Origin of the sequence: Neobacillus sp. (genome assembly GCF_031988165.1) — a bacterium.
Taxonomy (GTDB): Bacteria; Bacillota; Bacilli; order Bacillales; family Cytobacillaceae; genus Neobacillus; species Neobacillus rhizosphaerae.
The window spans coordinates 27,836-49,233 of sequence record NZ_DALZYO010000004.1 but is presented as its reverse complement, the minus strand read 5'-3'; the positions used below and the strand labels follow the sequence as shown (position 1 = coordinate 49,233).

Below are 21,398 nucleotides of genomic sequence, written 5' to 3'. Positions count from 1 at the left end.
CACTGCTTTAAACTTTAGCTGAGTGGGGGTCTGTTACCTAGGACATTGTATTATAGGAGGTTTTTTTTTGAATAACGAAATACGGAAAGAAGCAGAAGAGTTTATTCGCACTTGTTATAGCGAATTAAATAAAACTGATCAAGAACTAGAATGCAGGCTCAAACAGATTAACAAGGAGTTCCAAAACCAAGGCTATTATGAACATACAGGCGAGGAACTAGAATATGGGGCAAAATTGGCCTGGCGCAATAGTAATCGTTGTATCGGAAGATTATTTTGGGAACAATTACATGTCATCGATAAGAGACAGATAACGACAGAGGATGAGGTGATCGAGGCTTTATTTGAGCACATAAAGAATGCAACGAATAAAGGTCGTATCCGTCCTACAATCACTATTTTCCCACCAAAAATAGCTAATAAAAAGGTCCGGATATGGAATCATCAATTAATTCGCTACGCAGGTTACCAGACTGAACAAGGTGTTTTAGGGGATCCCCAATCCATAGCTTTTACAGAAACTTGTATTCAACTAGGTTGGGAACCGAAGTTCGGTAAATTTGATGTTTTACCCTTAGTTATCCAAATGAATGACAATCGTCCACGATTAGTTGAAATTCCAGATAACCTTCTTCTTGAAGTTTCCATTCGCCATCCTCATTACGAGTGGTTCGAAGACTTACAACTTAAATGGTATGCCGTACCCTTTATCTCGGAGATGATGCTTGAAATTGGTGGCATTCATTATACGGCAGCTCCCTTTAATGGTTGGTACATGGGCACTGAGATCGGTGCACGAAATTTGGCTGATGAATCGCGTTACAATATGCTTCCTCAGATCGCCTCTTTAATGGGCTTGGATGTAAGAAGTAATCTTTCGTTATGGAAGGACAGGGCCTTACTAGAATTAAATACAGCTGTCTTGCATTCTTATAAAGAAGACGGGGTTAGTATTGTTGACCACCATACAGCGGCACAACAGTTTAAAAAATTTGAAGAAATAGAGATGGATTTAGGACGATCAGTTACTGGTAATTGGGCTTGGCTCATCCCGCCATTAGCTCCTGCTACCACACATATTTATCATAAACCATATAAAAATGAGATTAAAAAGCCTAATTATTTTTACCAACCTGCACCCTATTAGGAAACAGAATTCGCAAAACGATCTCTTGACCTAGACGAATTTCAATATGAAGGTGCTGTACCAAAATTTCACACCTCAAAACAAATGGCAGGATTTATGATAGATCTTTATGATAATAATAAAGTAGTTGGAATTGTAGATGGGTATACCTATGAATATGAACTTAGAGATCCTATATTTAACTATGCGGTAAGAAATACGAAATGAAAAAAGAGACTAATTCAATTTAGCTAAGCGATTTTGACTGAAGATAGCGTAATTTCAACAAAGTTAATGAGAGATTCGATACGAGGTGTAATCATGAAACAAGAAATTGCATTTATTCAAAGAGAAGATTTAAAGGTAAAGCCTGATACTGCATCACTTGGTTTCGGGAAGTATTTCAGCGATTATATGTTTGTAATGGACTATCATACGGACATCGGCTGGAATGATCCTCGAATCATTCCTTACGCACCATTAACACTCGATCCAGCTTCGATGGTTTTTCACTATGGACAAGCCATCTTTGAAGGATTAAAAGCCTATAAGACAGCAGATGGCACCATCCAGCTCTTCCGCCCAGAAAAGAACATGAAGAGATTGAATGAATCATGTAACAGACTTTGCATTCCCCAAATCGATGAGGATTTTTTATTACATGCCATAAAACAATTAATTGTAACGGAAAAAGATTGGATTCCTGATGGTGAAGGAACCTCTCTTTATATTCGCCCGTTTATCTTCTCAACGGAACCCTATCTCGGTGTACGGGCTTCTAAACAATATCAATTGCTTGTAATCCTTTCCCCGGTAGGAGCTTATTATGGGAACCAATTAAGCCCTGTAAAAATCAATGTGGAAGAGCAATACGTCCGGGCTGTAATTGGGGGCGTTGGCCATGTAAAGACCGCTGGCAATTATGCCGCCAGCCTAAAGGCACAAGAAAATGCTGAGGCAAATGGTTTTGCCCAAATCCTTTGGTTAGATGCAAAAGAGAATAAGTATGTTGAAGAAGTTGGTAGTATGAATATTTTCTTCAAGATCAATGGTGAAGTGATAACACCAAGATTAAATGGCAGCATTTTACCCGGTGTGACACGTGATTCCGTAATTGAATTATTAAAATATTGGAATATTCCTGTAAGCGAAGTGAAAATTTCAATTGAAGAGGTTTTTGCAGCACATGAGCGAGGAGAACTGGAAGAAGCCTTCGGATCAGGAACAGCTGCCGTTATTTCACCCGTTGGTGAATTAAATTGGAACGATCAAACAATAACAATAAATGATCAAAACATCGGCCAACTCTCACAGCGTCTCTATAATGAAATGACCGGAATACAACTCGGAAAAAAAGAAGACCCTTTTAACTGGACAGTGAAAGTGGCTCAGGTTGAAGTTTAATAGGTAATTCAATCATGAAAAATCAAGTATTCAACGAACCGATTCAATAGATAGAGGCAAACCATGACTGGCGCTACTCCGCCTCTTTTCTTCAGAAAAAACGAGAACAGGAAAGCCTCCCGTTCTCGTTTTTCAGCTCTATTATGCCATTGCATCCAGACACTCTTTACTTCTTTGTAATTGTTCAATGCATAAGAGCCCATTTCACGTCCAATTCCAGATTGTTTATAACCCCCGAATGGAGATGCCGCATTAAATGCATTGTAGCAGTTTACCCAAACCGTACCTGCACGAAGTCAATTCGCAATATAATGGGATTTTGACACATCTTTTGTCCATACCCCTTTTGCCAGGCCAATTTTGTGGTGACTGGCAACATCATAAAGTAAAATGGAAGATATAATGTAAATTTGGAAAAGGATTGGTTACATGATTGCCTCCATGCAAGATCTGATTAACCTGCTAAAAAGCAATAATCTCAAAGATCGAAAAAAAGCCATCGATGGATTACAAAATTGGAATTTCCAGTTGGAAATGGATGATGTTATCCATTTGCTGGAGGAAGCAGGGAAAATATGGCCGATAAGTGATGAAGACTGGGACGATCCATCCCTTGCCTTAGTTCAAGCTGCATGCGTTTTTATCCATGAGGACATGCTTCCCGTCTTCGAAAGGAACATCTTCAAGTATTCCTATCAGGCTATCAACCTAGTCTTAAGCGGACTTATAATCCTGAACTCGGAATCGGCTACATTATTATATAAAAAAACCTTTAGTAAACTGTATTTCCAAGCATCCTTCATTCCAGCCTATGAAGAAAGAAACCTTATTTTTGAACAAAAGGACCGGACAATGACCGCGATTGAAGCATTGGTGGAAAACAATATTTACCTTCATCCATGGTATGAATGGTATTATCATTTTCTTGTCACAATGGGCTTGCAACATCAATACATCACCAGCGAGGATGTACCGTTAGACAAGGACTTTATCATTGAAAAGCTGCAATCACTTTTCGATGAATACCTGGAATACGACAAAGAATACACTAAAGAATACGTTTACGAAGCGTGGAAGACCCCTTATTTCCAACTGCGCTTTTATATAAAAAATTATCTCACGATCTATAGCGCCCTTTGCTCGGATCAGGAACTCCTCAAGCTTCAATTCATCCTAAACTGGAAGGACGACCGCTTGAAACTATATTACATTGAGATCTTGTGGAAACGAAATCTAGATGCCGATTCTGTCACCCCAACTATCCAAGAAATCCTTGTTGGTAACGATGGTTCTTTAGAGGCATTTAGGATTATTGAAAAAAACAAACCGGAGTTATTGCCGACCGACCCATCCTATCAAAAATATTTTGTCAAAGAAATTGCTGAGCTCATTTTTTACAATAGCCCTAACGGTGTTGAAAGGCTTCCCGATGAAGTGGAAATTATGGGGACGTTTGACGAAAAGGATGTTATTTACGGTGGCGAACTCACGTATTATGTGGTTCGCTTCAAATCAGCGGACCCAGCCTTTGCCCATAAAGACTGGATGCGGATGCTTTTGGGAGCTTATTATACGGCCAATATTCCTACCACGTGGGTGCCGAATGGTCTTGATGATGAATACACAGATTTCATGCCCTGGAGAGAGAAATCATTTAAGGAGCACGTAGAGGATTTTCGTGCACACCTTGCCGAAAAGCATGGGACAAACGAAAAAGATGAGGTTTTCTATCAATCTACACCAAAATTTAACCGCCGCAACAATACAATCACCATCCTGTCCTTTGTACTATTTTTACCATTAATATGGGTGAACGATTGGTTTACTTTCGGCTTACTTTTGCCACCTGTATGGCTGTTGCTAAACTATCTTCATGCGAAAAAACTAGAAAAGAATATCATCATTCAAATACGTGGCTACTATTTAGATTACTACTGCTTCGATGACGGCACATATGTCTATCTGAGCGATATCGCCAACGTCAAGCTGGAGAAAAATACCCTTTCTAAACCAGAAAGATTTTTAAAATTCCCATTAAGAAAGTGGCACTATATCTTTTATGACCATGGTGGTAATGCAATCTACAGCATCCCAAGCCATTATCTTATAGAGGAATATTTTATCCCTATCTTCAAAAATCAGACCGCCCATCTCTCCCAACCGCCAGTACTCGAATGGGAAAATGACTGAAACAATGTAGAAAAGGCAGATTTTCAAAAAGGAACCTATCATTGTGACTGAAACAGGGTTGTGCTTATAGTAAGCATAACCCTGTTTTGCTAAGTTTCAATTGCTCACTGGGGAAAGTTTGTGACTACAAAACAAGATTACTGATTTCAAACTTCTCAGGCAGGAAAATCAAAGAAACGGATTGTAGAAGCGATTTCCATCATGAAAAGTCACATAAAGTGATAATAGTAAAATGAATGCGAATAGGATTAGCGTTAATACATCGATTTTTTGAAATGGGCGTGCTCTGTACCAGGTACGCTTTTTGTTTTTTCCAAAGCCGCGCAGTTCCATGGCATTGCTAATAACTTCGATCTTATCGAGACTTGATAAGATGAGTGGTACGATTATCGAAGCGGCGTTTTTAATCCGCTTGGGCAGTTTTTCTTTGCGTGACATATCAATCCCGCGAGCTTGCTGGGACATAGAGATATTGCGAAAATCCCGTTGAATATCGGGAATGTAACGTAACGCAAGCGCGATAGAATAGGAAATTCGGTAGCTGATGCCAATTTGATTTAAGGATGCCGCAAATTCACTCGGATTGGTGGTCACGATAAACAGAATCGCCGCAGGAATGACGGTAAAATATTTAAGCGTGACATTTAATTGATAAAAAAGTTGCTCGAGTGTGATCGTATAGCGCCCGCTAATTTCAAACAACACATGGCTTGTCCCATAGATCTTGACCCCTTCTTGCGGCGAAAAGACATAGATTGCAAGATTATTTATCATGAGAAATAACAAAATAAACAAAAGGACAAAGGCGACTTCCTTTAGTTTTACCTTTGATACGATAAAAACACAGATACTAAATAGGAAGAGGAAGGCCAAAATTCGCGTATCATAAGTAAGCATCGCGATCGATGACCAGATAAGGAAGCAAATTAGCTTAGTGACACCTGTAAGCCGATGGATTGGCGATTGTCGGTCAATATACGAAAGCATTTCTACTGCCATTTCTGCCTCACCTCTCTGTCATAAGCGATAAATCGATTAACAAACTCTTTTGGTTCGCTTATGCCCACCCGAGTTGCCAATTCAAATAAGGAAGTTTCCTTTAAGTTCGCCTCTTTGATGAGTTTGGAATCCGCCAGAACATTGACTGCCGTATCATCTGCTATTTTGGCCCCGCCTGCAATCACAAGCGCACGCGGAGTATATTCAAGCATGAGATGCATATCATGGGTAATCATGATAATCGTGACCCCCTGACGATTTAGTTCCACCAAAAACTCCATAATTTCGGAATAATGACGGAAATCTTGTCCCGCTGTAGGCTCGTCAAGAATGATCACCTCCGGCTCTAATACTAAAATGGAGGCGATGGTTACCCGCTTTTTCTGGCCAAAGCTTAACGCCGATATCGGCCAGTTACGGAATGGATACAGCCCACAAATCTTCAGTGTTTGCCAAACGCGCTCTTTTATTTCGGCTTCTGGTACACCGCGGATAACGAGACCAAGCGCCACTTCATCATAGATCATCTGCTTAGAAATCATTTGATTCGGGTTTTGCATGACCATTCCAATCCTTGAGGCACGCTCTTTAATGGTATCTTCGCTAATATCTTTACCACGGTAATAAATTCGACCTGAGCTCGGCTTTTCAAAACCACAAATCAATTTGGAAAGCGTCGATTTTCCGGCGCCATTTTTTCCGACGATACTGACCATTTCACCCTTTTCAATCGAAAAAGAAACACCACGAATCGTTTGTTGTTTTGGTGTATAGCCAAAAGTGATCTCCTTTAATTCCAAAATCGATTCTGTTCCTAACTTAGAATGAGGGGGATCGACTTTTTCAAACCAGTCTATGAGTTGATCTTTGCATCCATCCACTTGAAAGGAATCGATATGAGTGGGCTGCATTTCTGATGTGATAGCACAGCCGGCATATTTTGCTGCTTTCACATATAAAGGCTCGCGGATGGAACATTCCTCCAAAACGGGTGAGGCTAATAGTTCATCGGGAGTCAAATCACTCACAATCCTGCCGTTATCCACAACGATGATGCGGTCAACTGGACAATGTAAGACATCCTCTAAGCGATGCTCGATGATCACGACGGTTTTGTTTGTATCTTGTTGAATTCGATCAATCAGCTCAATCGCATATTTTCCTGTCGCTGGATCAAGGTTTGCCAGTGGTTCATCAAATAAAAGAATCTCTACCTCATCCACCATAACGCCAGCGAGGGAGACCCTCTGCTTTTGTCCTCCTGATAGATGATGCAGCGAGGAGTCCAAATAATGCTCCATTTCGACCATTTTCGACACTTCGGCCACCTTAGCAAACATTTGTGTTTGTGGGATACAATCATTTTCTAGCGCAAAAGCGATATCCTCGGCCACCGTAAGACCAATAAATTGACCATCAGGATCTTGGAGAACCGTCCCGACTTTTTTTGATAAGGAAAAAATGTCTAACTCCCTTACATCCTCGCCCATGATTTTCAAGCTGCCTGATACTTCCCCTTTATATGAAAAGGGAACAAGGCCATTGATACAATGGCCAAGTGTGCTTTTTCCAGACCCTGAAGGACCGACTATTAAAACCTTTTCCCCTTCATAGATCGTTAAGTTGATCTCATGTAATGTTGGTTTCGCCTGACTTCGATATTGAAAGCTATAATTTTGAAATTGAATAACTGGTTTTTTCATATATCTTCTCCTAGTAAATCAGTACATTTGTGTCTAATTAATCTTCCTTAATCAGACTGCCACTTTGACTGCGGCTTTTGGCATAGATAGCAAGTAGCAGCGTACCAAGGACGGCAACTGTCACCATGTTTAATCCGCCAGCAACAATCCCTTGTAAATAGACTTTATTCGCTGGTTCGGCATAAATGAGAACATCCAAGGATGGAGCAATCAGGAACCAGCCTATCGCTTGGGCGACGATTTGTATCACGTTAAAGAGTATGATTTTTTTGGTAGTAAATACACCTGCTTCAATATTGATTCTCTTCGCCGCAAGACCAATTAAGAAGCCAACGAATCCAGAAACGATTACCCAGCTCCACCAAGGAGTTCCGTAGAAGATGGCATCCTTTAAGGCATGGCCGATTAAACCTATCAACCCACCGGCAATCGGTCCGAAAACAACGGCCATTAACGCTAAAAATCCATACGATGTGTCAAAATTTGTATTTGGCACTCCTGTTGGAATCGATGCAAATCTACCTAAAATGACGAATACGGCTGACCCAATCCCAATTGCCACGATGGTTTTTATTGATAACTGATTTTTTTTCATTTTCTCAACCCCCAAAGTATTTTTGTAGACTATTTCATAAAAATTGTGTTTTTAGCTAATTTCAGACCCCATAAAGTCATGTCATAGGTGTAAAATTCCACTTTATCAGCGACTTTACCTGATATATCAGCGAATACTTCATTTTATCAGCGACTCTATGAGTTTTATCAGCGATTCTAAGAAAACAGCATTCTATTAGAAATGAGCATTTTTATAAAATTAATTGTATACAATTTTAGGTATTTTGCGAATAGATATTTTCCAGGTTGCACCCGTTTCGATATGGTAGGCATTGGCAAAGGATCCTTGGTTAATCGCGACACCAATTTTATCGAGTGAATTCACATAAAGCAATGGTTCGCCTAAATGGATGTCTGCGAATGTTCGACCATACGTCATGATATTTTTATAAACTTGGCGGGTATCATTTTCAATCGTCACCTCAAAGGAATCTCCATATTCAGCCCCTAACTCTTTGAAGAGGACACGATCAATATTAGTCCATAAATTACCGAAGCGAATATCAAGAATGTCGATATGCCCTGTAAGAACATGATTGGTAATGCGCGGATTCGCTTTAGGTAATTCGACAACAGAATCAACAGTCACCTTAGGACCTACTTGCTCAAATGTAATTAAATTGGAAGCAAGTCTTGCCCCAGTATAAGCATAGACATCACGTCCGTGAAACGTATACGACTCTCCTGAGCGTGGTAAACGATTGATTGTTTCATCAATAATTCTCACTTCTTCTATTCCAATACTGTTTTTGAGATGGGTGAGCGTGCCATTATCAGGAGTAATAATATAGTGGTTCAACGCTGTTTTTGCGACAATACTCCTGCGCTCCGATCCCACACCCGGGTCAACCACAGAAACAAACACCGTTCCTTCCGGCCAGTATGAAACTGTCTGATATAATCGGTAGGATCCTTCCCAAATATGATACTGGGGAATGTCATGGGTTAAATCAAAAACCCGGATTGTTGGGTTCACGGAAATGGCCACACCGTACATAGCACTGACGGCACCGTCACTTGTACCAAAATCTGTTTGTAAAACGAGATGATTATTCATTATATTTTCCTCCTTCTTTTTATATTCTTGCTTGGTACTCCTCGAAAAAGTTCTCGCATTTCGTTCGAAGTATCGCATCTGAAAATTACTGACATAGTCAAAGAAATAAAATCCGAATAATTAAAAAAACCACGCCCCTATCTATTTCAAGAAAATAGATAAGGACGTGGTTTATATCCACGTGGTACCACCTTAATTTACTGTTTGTTCACACAAAACAGCCTCTGCAAGTACGAGAGCTTAATTGTTGCTCGTTATACTGTGGTATGGATAACGAGTACCAAATCTCGTCGGAACCTACTACGATCTATTATTAACTTCCATTAGATCTTTTCAGCACGAAGCTCTGAGGCCATTGTTCAGATTCGTATTTTTGCTTCTTTTCAGCTACCGAAGCTCTCTGCGTAAAATAACATAATCCTACTTTTCCTCTTCAACGCTTTAAATCGTGTATATGATTTAAAATTTAATCAAATTATATTCTGTAAAATCAAAATAGTCAAGCGAAAATCTAACAAAATTGAAATAGTTTTGTTTCGTTAGGAACGGGATGAAGCTATGGGCATAAGAATCTTTCACAACGAGATGCTCCCCTACTTATGTATTCCTATAAATCTTCATATCTTCTTCTATCATGTCGATGGATGATTAGAAGAATGATCATTTCTAAACTGCCTTGGGGTTAAACCTGTGTATTTTTTAAAGATTTTTATAAAATAACTTTGATCGTTGAAATTTAGCCACATGCTGATGTCTGAAATCGAATAATTTGTTAAAACTAACAGCTTTTTGGCTTCGTCTACTCGATGTCGTTGGATATATTCGCTTACAGGTATACCCACTTCTTTTTTAAAAAGCGATGATAAGTAATTGGGACTTAAACGACACATTTCAGCAAGATGATCAAGGGTAATGTCGCCATAAAGATGGTTATATATATAATGTTGACAAGCGGTTATCGGTGCAGAATATTTCTCTTCATTTAACCCGTGCACACGATGGGTAAAATCACTTATGGCTTCTTCCGTTAATTTCAATATTGCTTTTAAGTTTCCTAATTCCTCGAGTTGTTGAATATAAAAATCACTTAAAGTAAAGGCCGTTTCCTCGTTTAAGCCCCCTTCAATGGCAGCTCTGCAAACAAGGGCAATGCCCGTTATCATTAAATTTTTTTCACTTCGTAAGCGATTCCGTCTCGACAATAACCCTAATTCTGCTTCACCGACAATGGAGTACTCGAAGATATCCTTTAATTTATCGATACGTCCGTTTTTGACATAATCAAGTAAAACCCGTTCATATGAAAGATTGGAATGAAAAATGAAATTCCTTCTTCCTTTTGAAAGCTCAAGGTCCAGATTCTCTGATTCAATGATGACGAGGTCCAACGCTTTGTTGTTTTCTAGGACAAACATTTTATCTAACGTTTTATGATAAATCAAATAATAAACCATTAAACTAATTGTTAGGAGTTGATGATGATCAATAATGGGGATGGATTGATAGTATTCAATGAGATCCCTTTTAATGACGTTACCTTTAAAAGCATCCATGATCTTGGTAATATTTTCATCGGATATTGCTGACTCAAGGGCAGGTCCAACAATAATGGTACCTAAAAAATGATTTGTTTTTTTAAGATTAACAAAGAAAAAGTTCAAATTTGAATTCGAAAAGAAGATAGGATAATCATTTGGATCCTCTTCATAAGTATATACACTTATCTGTTCCTTGAACGGGACATAATAGGGATTACTCCGTAGGTCACTGCTTGAAAATTCGTATTCGAACTCACCAAATTGATTAATATAATAAACAGGTATTTGATGAACTTCAGAAATAAGCTGACAAATATAGTGTAAATCTTCTTTGGATATATCCATCTATTTCATATACTCCATTCACTTTTTGAAATCGGTTACACTATTTATTATTGACAATAAAAAAATACTATTATCCGTATGATAATACAATAAATATTCCTATATAAGCAATAAAATAGTGGATGTAAGAAATCTAAAACAAAGGGGAATTGAACATGGAATTAACAAACAAAATTGCTGTAATTACTGGTGCAGGAAGTGGAATCGGAAGAGCAAGCAGTTTGAAACTTGCTAGTAACGGGGCAACCGTTGTCTTAGTTGATTTCAATAAGGAAACAGGGGAAGAAACATTAAAACTTGTGAAAGAGCAAGGTGGAGAAGGCATCTTCGTTCAGGCTGATGTATCAAAAAGTGAAGATGTACAAAATTATGTAAATAAAGCAGTCGAAACATATGGACGTATTGATATATTTTTCAATAATGCAGGTATTATCCAAAAGTTCGCACCTTTCACTACAGTAGAAGAATCCGAATTTGACCGGATTATGTCCATCAATGTAAAAGGGGTCTTCCTTGGATTGAAATATGTGCTAAAAGTGATGGACGAGCAAGGAAGCGGATCGATTATTAACACGGCTTCGACTGCAGGAATTCGTCCTGAACATAGTGTAGCTGTCTATTCTGCAAGCAAACATGCGGTTATCGGTTTAACGAAAGGTGCTGCATTAGAATATGCTAAAAAAGGAATCCGTATTAATGCGCTTTGCCCAGGCGGTGTTCAAACAGCTTTAACCGCTAGTGTTGCTGATCAGTTTGCAAAAGGTGGTTACATCCCAGAAGAGTTTTCAAATATGAGAATGGGCCGTTATGCTGATCCGAACGAACTCGCTGAAATGGTTGCTTTCTTAGCATCAGAGAAAGCAAGCTATATAACCGGTTCCGTTGTACTTGTAGATGGTGGTTTAACTTTATAGGCTACATCGAGTAGGGGTCGTCATTTCTGAGGACATTCTTGTGATACGATGATAAAATAAATGGTAAAGAAGGTGCTTTCCATGATGAATATGCGGCTTAGAATATTTATTAGAAAACTTAGCTCCGCGCAAATGTATACGATGAAGCATTGCGTCAGGAGCTTAATCAGGAAGCATCATGTTTCCTCTATTCATCGGCTAATAGCTTGCTAAAAAAGTGTAGGATTACTATGCTTATTTGCGTATGACTATTTGCCGATGGATAAAAGATTAAAGGGCCATAGACAATGCTTTGTCTATGGCCCTTTGTTTTGGATATTTCAATACGTTTTCTCCGTATTGAAATGATATTTGTTGGATCTTTCTATGCAGCAAAACCACCAAAGCAAAGAGCTAGCGTCTAGTGACGCTTTCTCTTTGCTTTTTTTATTATTAGGAAATGAGGAAAAAAGATGAGTTTACTTGAAGTCAGAAATTTAACACACAGCTTTTTAGACAAACCATTATATGATAAAGCAAGTTTTGATTTATACAAAGGTGAACATATGGGAATTGTAGGACAAAATGGCGCAGGGAAAAGTACGCTTATTAAAATATTGATGGGAGAAATCATTCCAGATAGCGGAATGATTAATTGGCATCCTACTATTCGTATTGGACATCTTGATCAATATGCCGAAATCAATGGAACCAAAACAATTATTGACTATTTGAAATCAGCATTTGCCAATTTATTTGAACTAGAAAAAAAACTGAATGATCTCTATCAAGAAATGGCGATTACAGGTAGTTACAATCGAATGGATCAAGCGGCAAAATACCAGGAGAAGCTTGAAACGAGTGATTTTTATTTAATAGAAAGTCACATCGATAAAGTGGTTTATGGCTTAGGAATTAATGCAATTGGCATCGATCGCCCCATTCAGGAGTTGAGCGGCGGCCAGAGAGCTAAAGTGATTCTAGCAAAGCTATTACTTGAAAAGCCCAATGTTCTATTATTGGATGAGCCAACAAATTTCCTCGATAAAGAACACGTGGATTGGCTTGCCAATTATTTATCAGTTTTCGATGGCGCTTATATTGTTGTATCCCATGACTATGATTTTTTAGAAAAAATATCTTCTTGTATATGTGATATTGAGTTTGGAACAATCAAAAAGTATGCGGGGAAATACTCAGATTTTCTTCGTCAAAAAGAGCATTTGCGAGAAGATTATACCCGACAATACGTCGCTCAACAAAAAAAGATCGAAAAGACGGAAGAATATATTCGAAAAAATATTGCTGGAATTAATACCAAGATTGCTCAAGGACGTCGGAAGCAGCTTGCAAGAATGGAACGAATGGCTCCACCAGGCTTCACTCATAAACCGACCTTTAACTTTCAGGAAGTTTCACTTTCCGCACAGGTGGCTCTCAGGGTACATGATCTTGAGGTCGGCTATGGTAAGCCCCTTTTACCAAAATTGAATTTCTCTGTTTTAGGAGGAGAAAAGCTTGTGATGGCAGGCTTTAACGGAATTGGAAAATCGACATTACTAAAAACACTCGTTCAACGTCTTTCAGCTGTCGCAGGTAGTTTTCGGTTTGCAGAATCAGTAAAGATTGGTTATTTCGAACAAGATTTAACATGGGAGGATGGAGCAAAAACACCTCTCCAAATTATCTCAGATTCTTATCCTAACTTGGGCGTGAAGGAAATTCGCAGTCGATTGGCTCAATGTGGTGTAAAGAATACTCATACAACCCAAGCAATTGCAACACTAAGTGGTGGCGAGCAGTCAAAGGTGAAATTATGCCTGCTCACCCTCTCGTCTTGTAATTTTCTCATCTTGGATGAACCAACCAATCATTTAGATTTGGAAACAAAAGAAGCTTTACAAAAAGCATTAATTCACTTTAAAGGCAGTGTATTACTTGTTTCTCATGAAGAAAAATTTTATCAAAAGTGGGCGAATCGTTTTCTAAATATAGAGGATTGCATAAAGTGAAGCTCCATTTTTTCATATTTTAGACAGTTAAAAGTCCCTTAGACGTAAGGGACTTTTTTCATTGTGGGACAAATCCGTTCAATTACAAAACTTCCGATGGAAAAGAACTTACTCCTACCCAACGATTAGGAATTACTGATCCTTGCCCTCTCTTCTTTTTTTCAAAAATAACTAGAACACCCTAAAAAAACCTGCCGAAACTAATAAACTGATAATTTTGGGCCTTACAGGCACTAAAATCAACCAATGTTGCCCAAATTAAACCTTTCATAAACCCTTCCAACTTCAGCCCCTGCATCATTCTTTATGATTGATGGCTTTAAATCTCTTAATCTAGTAATCGTTTCTTTGTTTTTGTAACCAATTTGCTCAAGAATAGAGGCTACAATATTGGGCCAGACATCTTCTGAACCATTCAACACTTTAAGGGCAAATCCAAGTCTTTCATTTTTTAAACCGAAGCAATACACACCCTGAGCTCCCCCTTTTGCTACGATATTTTCATCTTGGAGTAAAAGGGAACATATAAATTGTTTTGAAGCAATCATGAAAGGATGTTCATTCATAACGCTAGTCATTTCAATTACTGCTTTTTGTAGAATGGAGTCCTCAATTAAATCAGGGCAAGCTAATTTTAAGTACGTAATTGCCATGTTTCTTAGTGGAATCGCAAACACAGGGACACCACATCCATCTTTTCCAATGGTAATCTCGGAAATTGGTACTTCAGATAATGTTGAAAGGATTTTTAAAATTTGTTGTTGCAGCGGATGATCCACTTCCCAATAGCCTTCAATAGGATACCCAAACTCCCGACAGATTGTGATAAAACCCATATGCTTACCTGCGCAGTTATGATAAAGTCTCCTTTTAACCCTGTTCTCTCTTAACATTTCCTCTCTCGGTTTCACATTTAATGGATATGCATGAGGACAAAACAATTCGTCTTCATTGACAGGTAATTTCTTTAACATCGATTCGAGTGCATCTATATGATAGGTTTCTCCTCTATGGGACGCTGTAAACAAGGCTGCTTCTTCCCTTGTCAGACCATATTTAGTTATTACATTCGCTAAAAATACAGGAATAGCTTGGATTGGTTTTGCTGCAGATCGATAATACGTGTAATGATCCTGATTTCCCACCTGGTATGATGTTTCTAATCGATCATTTACCCCACAAACCATTCCAATGTGAACATTTTCAACCAATCCAGCCCTTGTTTCTTCCACTAAGGTTACACAATTCAACTCATTCATCTCCTCGTTGCAAAATAGAAAACCCGCTGACTACTCAATATTTAATAGCAAATTTTGTGCCTGAATGGCTGCTCCCAGCACAACCCCACGATCACTTAACTGTGAATAGACGATTTTCACACTTTCTTTTATTGGCTCCCAAATATACAATTCACATTTTTGTTCAATTACTTCTTTTATTTCAGGCAGTTTTTCGATGGTATTCCCACTCAGAATAATTACCTCAGGGTTGTACAGACATAATATATTGCTGATTGCAAGAGCTATATAAGTCGATGTTCGATCCAATATATTGATGGCCCATGATTCTCCATTTCGGTAGGAATCAAATACATCATCAATCGAACCTATCTCTTTCACTTTCCTACTATCCGTAAGAATTGCACCTTCTGATATATAGGTTGCAAGACACCCTACCTTCCCACAGTGGCAGACATTCCCAGTTGGATCAATAACCGTATGACCAATTTCACCAGCATTATTTGTTTCTCCACGGTATATTTCACCGTTTAGAATGATGGCCGACCCGATACCAGATCCAATCCCGACTAGGACGGCATTTCGAGAATCCTTTGTCATTCCCTTAAAATTCTCTGCCACTATTTTCATTTTCAACTCATTATCAACAATGACATCGAATTGGGTGAGTTGTTTCAGGTCATCAGCCAGGTTTACATTTTTCCATTTAAGTTGATCTGAAACCATTACAACGCCTTTTTTGTAATCAATTAATCCCGGTAAACCTACTGCAATTCCAATAATTTTTTCAGTAGGAATACGATTTATATCAATCAATACCTTCAAATTCAAATTTACTTTATCCAGTGTTTCATTGTAATCTTCAAATGCCTCTCTCTCTACGCTCTCCCAAGCAACAATTTCCCCAACGTAATTGACGATGCCAATTTTTATGATTAACTTATCTAACTCTATCCCGATTGTATATAGAACATCATCACATACATCAAGTAATGCAGCTTTTCTCCCTACTCCAGAAGTAACTAATTCCGTTTCTCTTACATACCCTTGTATATGTAATTCATTTACAATCCTCGTTATAGATGTTGGACTCATACCAATTACTTTTGCAATTTCCATTCTTGAAATAGGCGATTGATTTCTGATGATTTCAAGGACTAAGTTTTTGTTTTGTTTTTTCATTAAAAGTTGATCTTGTTTCTCCATTTATTTACCTTCTTTTTGCATTATTTTGACTTGCTACTTAAAAAATCATGTTGGTTCTCACTTTAGAAAGAACGAACATCATTCTTTAAATCCACCATCCTAAAGAGAATCCTTTAACTAGATTCTCTTCATAGGATGTGCTTTTAAAGCTGAAAAACAAGTCCAGGCCTAATTAACTATTATACGATTCTTTTTTGAATGTTTTAATAAATTCTATCGCCTCAGAGATATCTTTGACCGGGCTCGTGCCAACCTCTCTTTCAATCGTTAAATATCCGTTAAATTGAATTTCTTGTAAGGCTGCAAAATATTTTGGATAGTCGACCGCACCTTTACCTAGTCGCACTTCTCTAAAATACTCACCAGAAGCAACCATTTTAGCGATTTTTTCATGATCTGTACCACCACCATAGCCAAGAGCACCATAGACATCACTAGGATTTACTGGTTTTAATCGTATCCCATCCTTGACGTGGGTATGGACGATATAATCCTTGAGCAGCTTCACACCTTCAACAGGATCATCACCAGTGACCATTACCATATTTGCCGGGTCGAAATTTACTGACACTCCATTTGTACTTAAGCTATCTAAAAAGGACTTTAATCTTGAGGCGATTTCAGGGCCCGTTTCGATCGCAAAGTAGGCATTCATCCTTTTGGCATAAATCCCCAGCTCCTCACAAGCAAGTTGCATGGTTTCATAAATAGGACTTTCCTTTTCCTCTGGGATAATGCCGATATGTGTGGTCACGATATTTGTCCCTAGTTCCATCGCAAGATCCAAAATCCGTTTTGATTTTTCAATTTTCTCCTGATTTTGTTGGTAATCCTGGAACCCATGACCGCCTAAATCACCACAAAGTGCAGAGATCTCTAATCCTAATGACTCGATATACGATTTTAACTCCTTTCGTGTGGTCGTGCTTAAATTCCGAGGATCCATTTCACCGGCGACAGCATAAATTTGAACACCATCGGCGCCCATTTCTTTGACTGCCTTTAAGCCTTCACGAATGGGTAATCGGAGACTATCAACTATCACTCCAATTTTATTTGTCACTTTTACATTATGCATGAGTTAAAATGTCACCTCGCACTTCTTTTCTGAGGCTTCATAGATACCAGCTAAAATTTTCATGATTTCAACACCGTCTTCAACCGGGGCTTCTGGTTTTGTTCCCGACAAACAGCTAGTCACAAAGGAATCAATTTCATTTTGAAACGCATTTGAAAAATCAAACGTTAGCTGATCAATCTGTGGAGAAATATTAAGAATTGTGTCATTTTCTTCACTGATCAATACTAACTGCGGCTCTAATTCAGCACCGCCTTTTGTTCCAAATAATTTCACTTGTATTTCATCTTTCTTAGCATGCAGGGTAAAAGAAACATCTACTAGCAAGGAAGCACCGTTCTCGAATGCAATGAGAGCATTGGCTAAGTCTTCAACCGTATTTTTGTCTTTATCATAGTCAGCCGCCTTATAAAAGCGTAAATTCTCTACATTTCCACGATTTCCAAGTTGACGATAAGTGTTCCCTGAGATAGACTTCACTTTTGGGCGTCCCATTAAATACCAACAAATATCAATGATATGTACTCCAAGATCAATTAATGGGCCGCCGCCAGAGCGTTCTTTATCTGCAAACCACCCGCCAGGATTTCCAAGACGGCGTAAGCATGACGCTTTGGCATAATAGATTTCTCCTAATTTCCCATTATCAATAAAGGATTTTAAAACTTTCGTGTTCGTTGCAAATCGTCTCACAAAGCCAACCTGTAATGTTTTTTTATATTTACGCGTCGTCTCTTCCACCTTTAATGCTTCTTCCACCGTCATCGACAGTGGCTTTTCTACTAAAACGTGTTTGCCGCCTTTTAAGGCAGCAATTGAAATTTCAGCATGGGTATTATTCCAGGTACAAATACTTACCGCATCCACATGAGGGTCATTAAAAATTTCCTCCAAAGAGTCATACACCTTTTCAATCCCGTACTTCTTTGCTTTTTCTTCCGCTCTTTCTTTTGAATAATCATAGACGCCGTATAACAGTGCATTTGGGTTGTTCGCATAAGATTGAAGATGCATATCGGAAATCGATCCAGTTCCAATCACACAAACTCGTAAGCTATCCAACATTCATTCATCCTCTCCGCTTTATTATAGATTACTGCACTTTGTCACTCCTATGCAGTGTTATAAATTACTTCACTTCATCCCACAATCGTCTTACATTATCCATCCCTATTTTTGAACCAAGTTTGCAATCTTCCATTCCTTCAAACTCAACCGTTAAGTAACCATCATATCCTGAGTTTTTAACTAATTTCATAATCTCACGAATCTTTAAATCGCCGTGGCCGACAATGGCTCCACGCAAATAGTTTTCATTGACTGTCCTGAACCAAACTCCGTCCCCTGGGTTTTCATAGTAAGGACGAATATAAAAATCCTTAAAATGAACAGTGGCCGCATATTTTATATTTTTCTTAACTCCTACAAGTGGATCTTCATCGATACAAAGAAAATTCCCAACATCAAGTGTCGTTTTAAAATTTTCACGGTTTACTGCATGAATAACACGTTGGACACGATCACTAGATTGAACATTGAAACCATGATTTTCAATTGTTGTCGTAATGCCGAATTGTGCTGCATAATCAGCAATCAGCTGGCTGCCTTTTACTAATTTTGAAAAATGCTTATCAAAATAATGAATCGTCATTTCTTCTGGTTGTAAAGTAAATGCTGTGACATCATGACGCATAATCTTAATCCCTAAACGATTCACGATATCAACATGTTTTTTTAGACGTTCCACTTCCTCATTGAATGCTTCCTCAGATTCCTGGACAAAATTTGCCGGCAAAGAATAAGCTGACAACTCAATACCTGCTGTTTCCGCTTTTTTCTTTATTTGATCAGCTAATTCTACATTATCTACAACAGTAAAACCGTATGGTACGATTTCCATATGTTCTCCACCGTTGTCTGCAATCCATTGGATGACATCTAATACCGTCATTGTTTCTTCTCTTAGCTCTCTTACTAAACTATACGTACTTAATCCTACTTTCATTGATATCCACTCCTACTATTATTTTTAAAATCTACGATTCTATTAAATGACAAGCAACGAAATGGTCTGCTGTTGGTCCTTTTTTAACTGGAGGTTCCGTTACTTTACAAATATCCATAGCAACAGGGCAGCGTGTATGAAATCTGCAGCCAGTTGGAGGATTAACTGGACTAGGTAAATCTCCTTGTAAAATAATCCTTTCTCTTCTTAACCTCGGATCTGGAATCGGGATGGAGGACAATAATGCTTTTGTATAGGGATGCTGTGGGTTAGAAAATATCTCCTCTTTTGGTCCTGACTCGACAATGGTTCCTAAGTACATAACTCCGATATGATCACTTATATGCTCAACAACACTTAAATCATGAGATATGAATAAATAGGTTAACTGAAATTCGGCTTGTAAATCCTTCAATAAATTTAGGATTTGTGATTGGATCGAAACATCTAATGCAGAGACTGGTTCATCAGCGATAATCAACTTTGGCTTCATAATGAGTGCCCGTGCAATTCCAATGCGCTGTCGTTGACCACCGCTGAACTCATGGGCATATCGATGCGCATGGTACTCACTTAAACCAACGACTTCTAAAATTTCAGATACTTGTTTATTCCGTTCAGCCTTTGATAACTTCGTATGAATAGCGAGTGGTTCGCCTACGATATCGCGAACCTTCATTCTAGGATTTAGCGAGGCATATGGATCTTGGAAAATCATTTGTACTTTTTTCCTCATTGCTTTTAACTGAGATTCTTTCCTTTGCGAGATTTCTTCTCCGTCAATCCAGATTTCACCCTCACTCGGTGCAATTAACCGCGAAATCAGTCTCCCTGTCGTTGATTTCCCACAGCCACTCTCGCCAACAAGGCTAAACGTTTTCCCTTCTGGAATCAGGAACGACACATCATGAACGGCTTTTAATAGTTTCTTTTTTCCAAACATGCCATCAGGAATGGAAAATGACTTCCTTAGCCCAGATACCTTTAAAAGAGTATTAGACACAAATGTCCCCCCTCTCCTCTTTGTATAGCCAACAACTACAAGACCTACCATTTTCTAATTTCAGTTCAGGCGGCTCTTCCTGATAACAGATAGGCATGACATTGTTACATCTTGGAGCAAATTTGCACCCTTTTGGTAAATTACTTGGATCAGGGACATTTCCTTTAATGGAGTCCAGTTTCTCCTTTTTTTGACCAAGCTTTGGTACAGAACCAATTAATCCCTTTGTGTAAGGATGTTTTGGACTTTCAAATAACTCGAATACATCTGCCTCTTCAACAACTCTTCCAGCATACATAACCACCACACGATCACACATCTCGGCTACAACACCTAAATCATGAGTAATCAAAAGGACAGACATATTTTCTTTTTGTTGAAGCTGTTTCATTAAATCCAATATTTGTGCTTGGATGGTGACATCAAGTGCCGTCGTCGGCTCATCTGCTATTAACAGCTGAGGATTACAGGATATGGCCATTGCAATCATGATTCTTTGCCGCATACCACCGGATAACTGATGTGGAAACTCGTTGATGATTTCTTCTGCTCTTGGAATGCCTACTTTTTTTAAAATAGAAACGGCATGCGCTTTTGCCTGTTTCTCTTTTAAGCCTAAATGTAAGCGAATAGGCTCCAGTAACTGTTCCCCAATTTTCATCACGGGATTTAATGATGTCATCGGTTCTTGGAAAATCATCGCTATTTGTTTTCCACGAATCTTTCTCATATCACTCTCAGATATATTCGTTAAATCCTGATCATTAAATTGAATCCTGCCACCACTTATTTCTCCACTCGTCCCTTTAAATAGTTTCATGATTGATAGTGATGTTAAGCTTTTTCCACTCCCAGATTCACCGACAAGCCCGAGAACTTCACCCTTATTAATGTGAAAGTTAACACCGTGTAAGATTTTTAATGCTTGTTTATCCTTCGTGAATTCGGTTTCAAGCTTTTCTATCTGTAGCAGCTTCTCCATCCGA

The 21,398-nt window shown here is 38.6% G+C and carries 17 protein-coding genes, 2 pseudogenes and 1 other annotated feature; of the genes and pseudogenes, 6 read left to right on the top strand and 13 right to left on the bottom strand.

Annotated features, from left to right (window positions below):
- Positions 1-67: 67 nt before the first annotated feature.
- The 3 genes and pseudogenes from RTR43_RS03370 to RTR43_RS03360 all read left to right on the top strand — a co-directional run bounded on the left by RTR43_RS03370 (position 68) and on the right by RTR43_RS03360 (position 2,530).
- Positions 68-1,147, top strand: a complete 1,080-nt coding sequence (locus RTR43_RS03370) for a nitric oxide synthase oxygenase (RefSeq protein WP_312469665.1) — start codon at positions 68-70, stop codon at positions 1,145-1,147.
- Positions 1,148-1,354 (top strand): annotated as a pseudogene (locus tag RTR43_RS03365) (SDR family NAD(P)-dependent oxidoreductase); the annotation flags it as partial.
- A 93-nt stretch (positions 1,355-1,447) separates the two neighbouring features.
- The gene (locus RTR43_RS03360) at positions 1,448-2,530 is read left to right on the top strand and encodes a branched-chain amino acid aminotransferase (RefSeq protein WP_312469663.1); all 1,083 of its coding nucleotides are present in this window, start codon (positions 1,448-1,450) and stop codon (positions 2,528-2,530) included.
- A gap of 152 nt (positions 2,531-2,682) precedes the next feature.
- On the opposite strand, the pseudogene RTR43_RS03355 reads toward RTR43_RS03360, so the two are convergent.
- Positions 2,683-2,889, bottom strand: a pseudogene (locus RTR43_RS03355) (aldehyde dehydrogenase family protein); the annotation flags it as partial.
- Between the two features lie 70 nt (positions 2,890-2,959).
- On the opposite strand from RTR43_RS03355, the gene RTR43_RS03350 reads away from it, so the two are divergent.
- Positions 2,960-4,720 (top strand): hypothetical protein, encoded by a 1,761-nt coding sequence (locus RTR43_RS03350; RefSeq protein WP_312469662.1) that lies wholly within the window; start codon positions 2,960-2,962, stop codon positions 4,718-4,720.
- 168 nt (positions 4,721-4,888) lie between these two features.
- Here the strand turns inward: RTR43_RS03350 and RTR43_RS03345 are convergent, their stop codons facing one another.
- The 5 genes from RTR43_RS03345 to RTR43_RS03325 all read right to left on the bottom strand — a co-directional run bounded on the left by RTR43_RS03345 (position 4,889) and on the right by RTR43_RS03325 (position 10,977).
- Entirely contained in the window at positions 4,889-5,719 is an 831-nt protein-coding gene (locus tag RTR43_RS03345; RefSeq protein ID WP_312469661.1) for an energy-coupling factor transporter transmembrane component T family protein, read from the bottom strand.
- Positions 5,710-7,422 carry an ABC transporter ATP-binding protein gene (locus RTR43_RS03340; RefSeq protein ID WP_312469660.1) on the bottom strand — a complete coding sequence of 571 codons (1,713 nt, stop codon included), beginning with the start codon at positions 7,420-7,422 and terminating at the stop codon, positions 5,710-5,712. Before RTR43_RS03340 ends, RTR43_RS03345 begins: the two co-directional genes overlap by 10 nt.
- A gap of 37 nt (positions 7,423-7,459) precedes the next feature.
- On the bottom strand, positions 7,460-8,017 hold the full coding sequence (locus RTR43_RS03335; protein ID WP_312469658.1) for an ECF-type riboflavin transporter substrate-binding protein: 558 nt from the start codon (positions 8,015-8,017) through the stop codon (positions 7,460-7,462).
- Between the two features lie 219 nt (positions 8,018-8,236).
- On the bottom strand, positions 8,237-9,094 hold the full coding sequence (locus tag RTR43_RS03330) for an SAM hydrolase/SAM-dependent halogenase family protein (protein ID WP_312469657.1): 858 nt from the start codon (positions 9,092-9,094) through the stop codon (positions 8,237-8,239).
- Positions 9,095-9,251: 157 nt separating this feature from the next.
- Positions 9,252-9,540 (bottom strand) — a binding site (T-box leader).
- Positions 9,541-9,726: 186 nt separating this feature from the next.
- The gene (locus RTR43_RS03325; protein ID WP_312469656.1) at positions 9,727-10,977 is read right to left on the bottom strand and encodes a helix-turn-helix domain-containing protein; all 1,251 of its coding nucleotides are present in this window, start codon (positions 10,975-10,977) and stop codon (positions 9,727-9,729) included.
- A gap of 155 nt (positions 10,978-11,132) precedes the next feature.
- Here RTR43_RS03325 and RTR43_RS03320 point away from each other — a divergent pair, with 155 nt between their 5' ends.
- Positions 11,133-11,891, top strand: coding sequence for an SDR family NAD(P)-dependent oxidoreductase (locus RTR43_RS03320; protein ID WP_312469655.1), 759 nt, complete (start codon positions 11,133-11,135; stop codon positions 11,889-11,891).
- 452 nt (positions 11,892-12,343) lie between these two features.
- Positions 12,344-13,882, top strand: coding sequence for an ABC-F family ATP-binding cassette domain-containing protein (locus RTR43_RS03315; protein ID WP_312469654.1), 1,539 nt, complete (start codon positions 12,344-12,346; stop codon positions 13,880-13,882).
- Positions 13,883-14,121: 239 nt separating this feature from the next.
- Here RTR43_RS03315 and RTR43_RS03310 read toward each other — a convergent pair whose 3' ends face one another.
- The 7 genes from RTR43_RS03310 to RTR43_RS03280 form a co-directional block, all read right to left on the bottom strand.
- Positions 14,122-15,132, bottom strand: coding sequence for an asparaginase (locus RTR43_RS03310; protein ID WP_312469653.1), 1,011 nt, complete (start codon positions 15,130-15,132; stop codon positions 14,122-14,124).
- Between the two features lie 39 nt (positions 15,133-15,171).
- Positions 15,172-16,326, bottom strand: coding sequence for an ROK family transcriptional regulator (locus tag RTR43_RS03305; RefSeq protein ID WP_312469652.1), 1,155 nt, complete (start codon positions 16,324-16,326; stop codon positions 15,172-15,174).
- 172 nt (positions 16,327-16,498) lie between these two features.
- Positions 16,499-17,404: a sugar phosphate isomerase/epimerase family protein gene (locus tag RTR43_RS03300; protein ID WP_312469651.1), complete on the bottom strand. Its 906-nt coding sequence runs from the start codon at positions 17,402-17,404 to the stop codon at positions 16,499-16,501.
- A 3-nt stretch (positions 17,405-17,407) separates the two neighbouring features.
- Positions 17,408-18,466, bottom strand: coding sequence for a Gfo/Idh/MocA family protein (locus RTR43_RS03295; protein ID WP_312469797.1), 1,059 nt, complete (start codon positions 18,464-18,466; stop codon positions 17,408-17,410).
- A 67-nt stretch (positions 18,467-18,533) separates the two neighbouring features.
- On the bottom strand, positions 18,534-19,409 hold the full coding sequence (locus tag RTR43_RS03290) for a sugar phosphate isomerase/epimerase family protein (protein WP_312469650.1): 876 nt from the start codon (positions 19,407-19,409) through the stop codon (positions 18,534-18,536).
- Between the two features lie 31 nt (positions 19,410-19,440).
- Positions 19,441-20,412, bottom strand: a complete 972-nt coding sequence (locus tag RTR43_RS03285; RefSeq protein ID WP_312469649.1) for an ABC transporter ATP-binding protein — start codon at positions 20,410-20,412, stop codon at positions 19,441-19,443.
- Positions 20,405-21,394 (bottom strand): ABC transporter ATP-binding protein, encoded by a 990-nt coding sequence (locus tag RTR43_RS03280; protein ID WP_312469648.1) that lies wholly within the window; start codon positions 21,392-21,394, stop codon positions 20,405-20,407. Before RTR43_RS03280 ends, RTR43_RS03285 begins: the two co-directional genes overlap by 8 nt.
- Between the last annotated feature and the right edge of the window lie 4 nt (positions 21,395-21,398).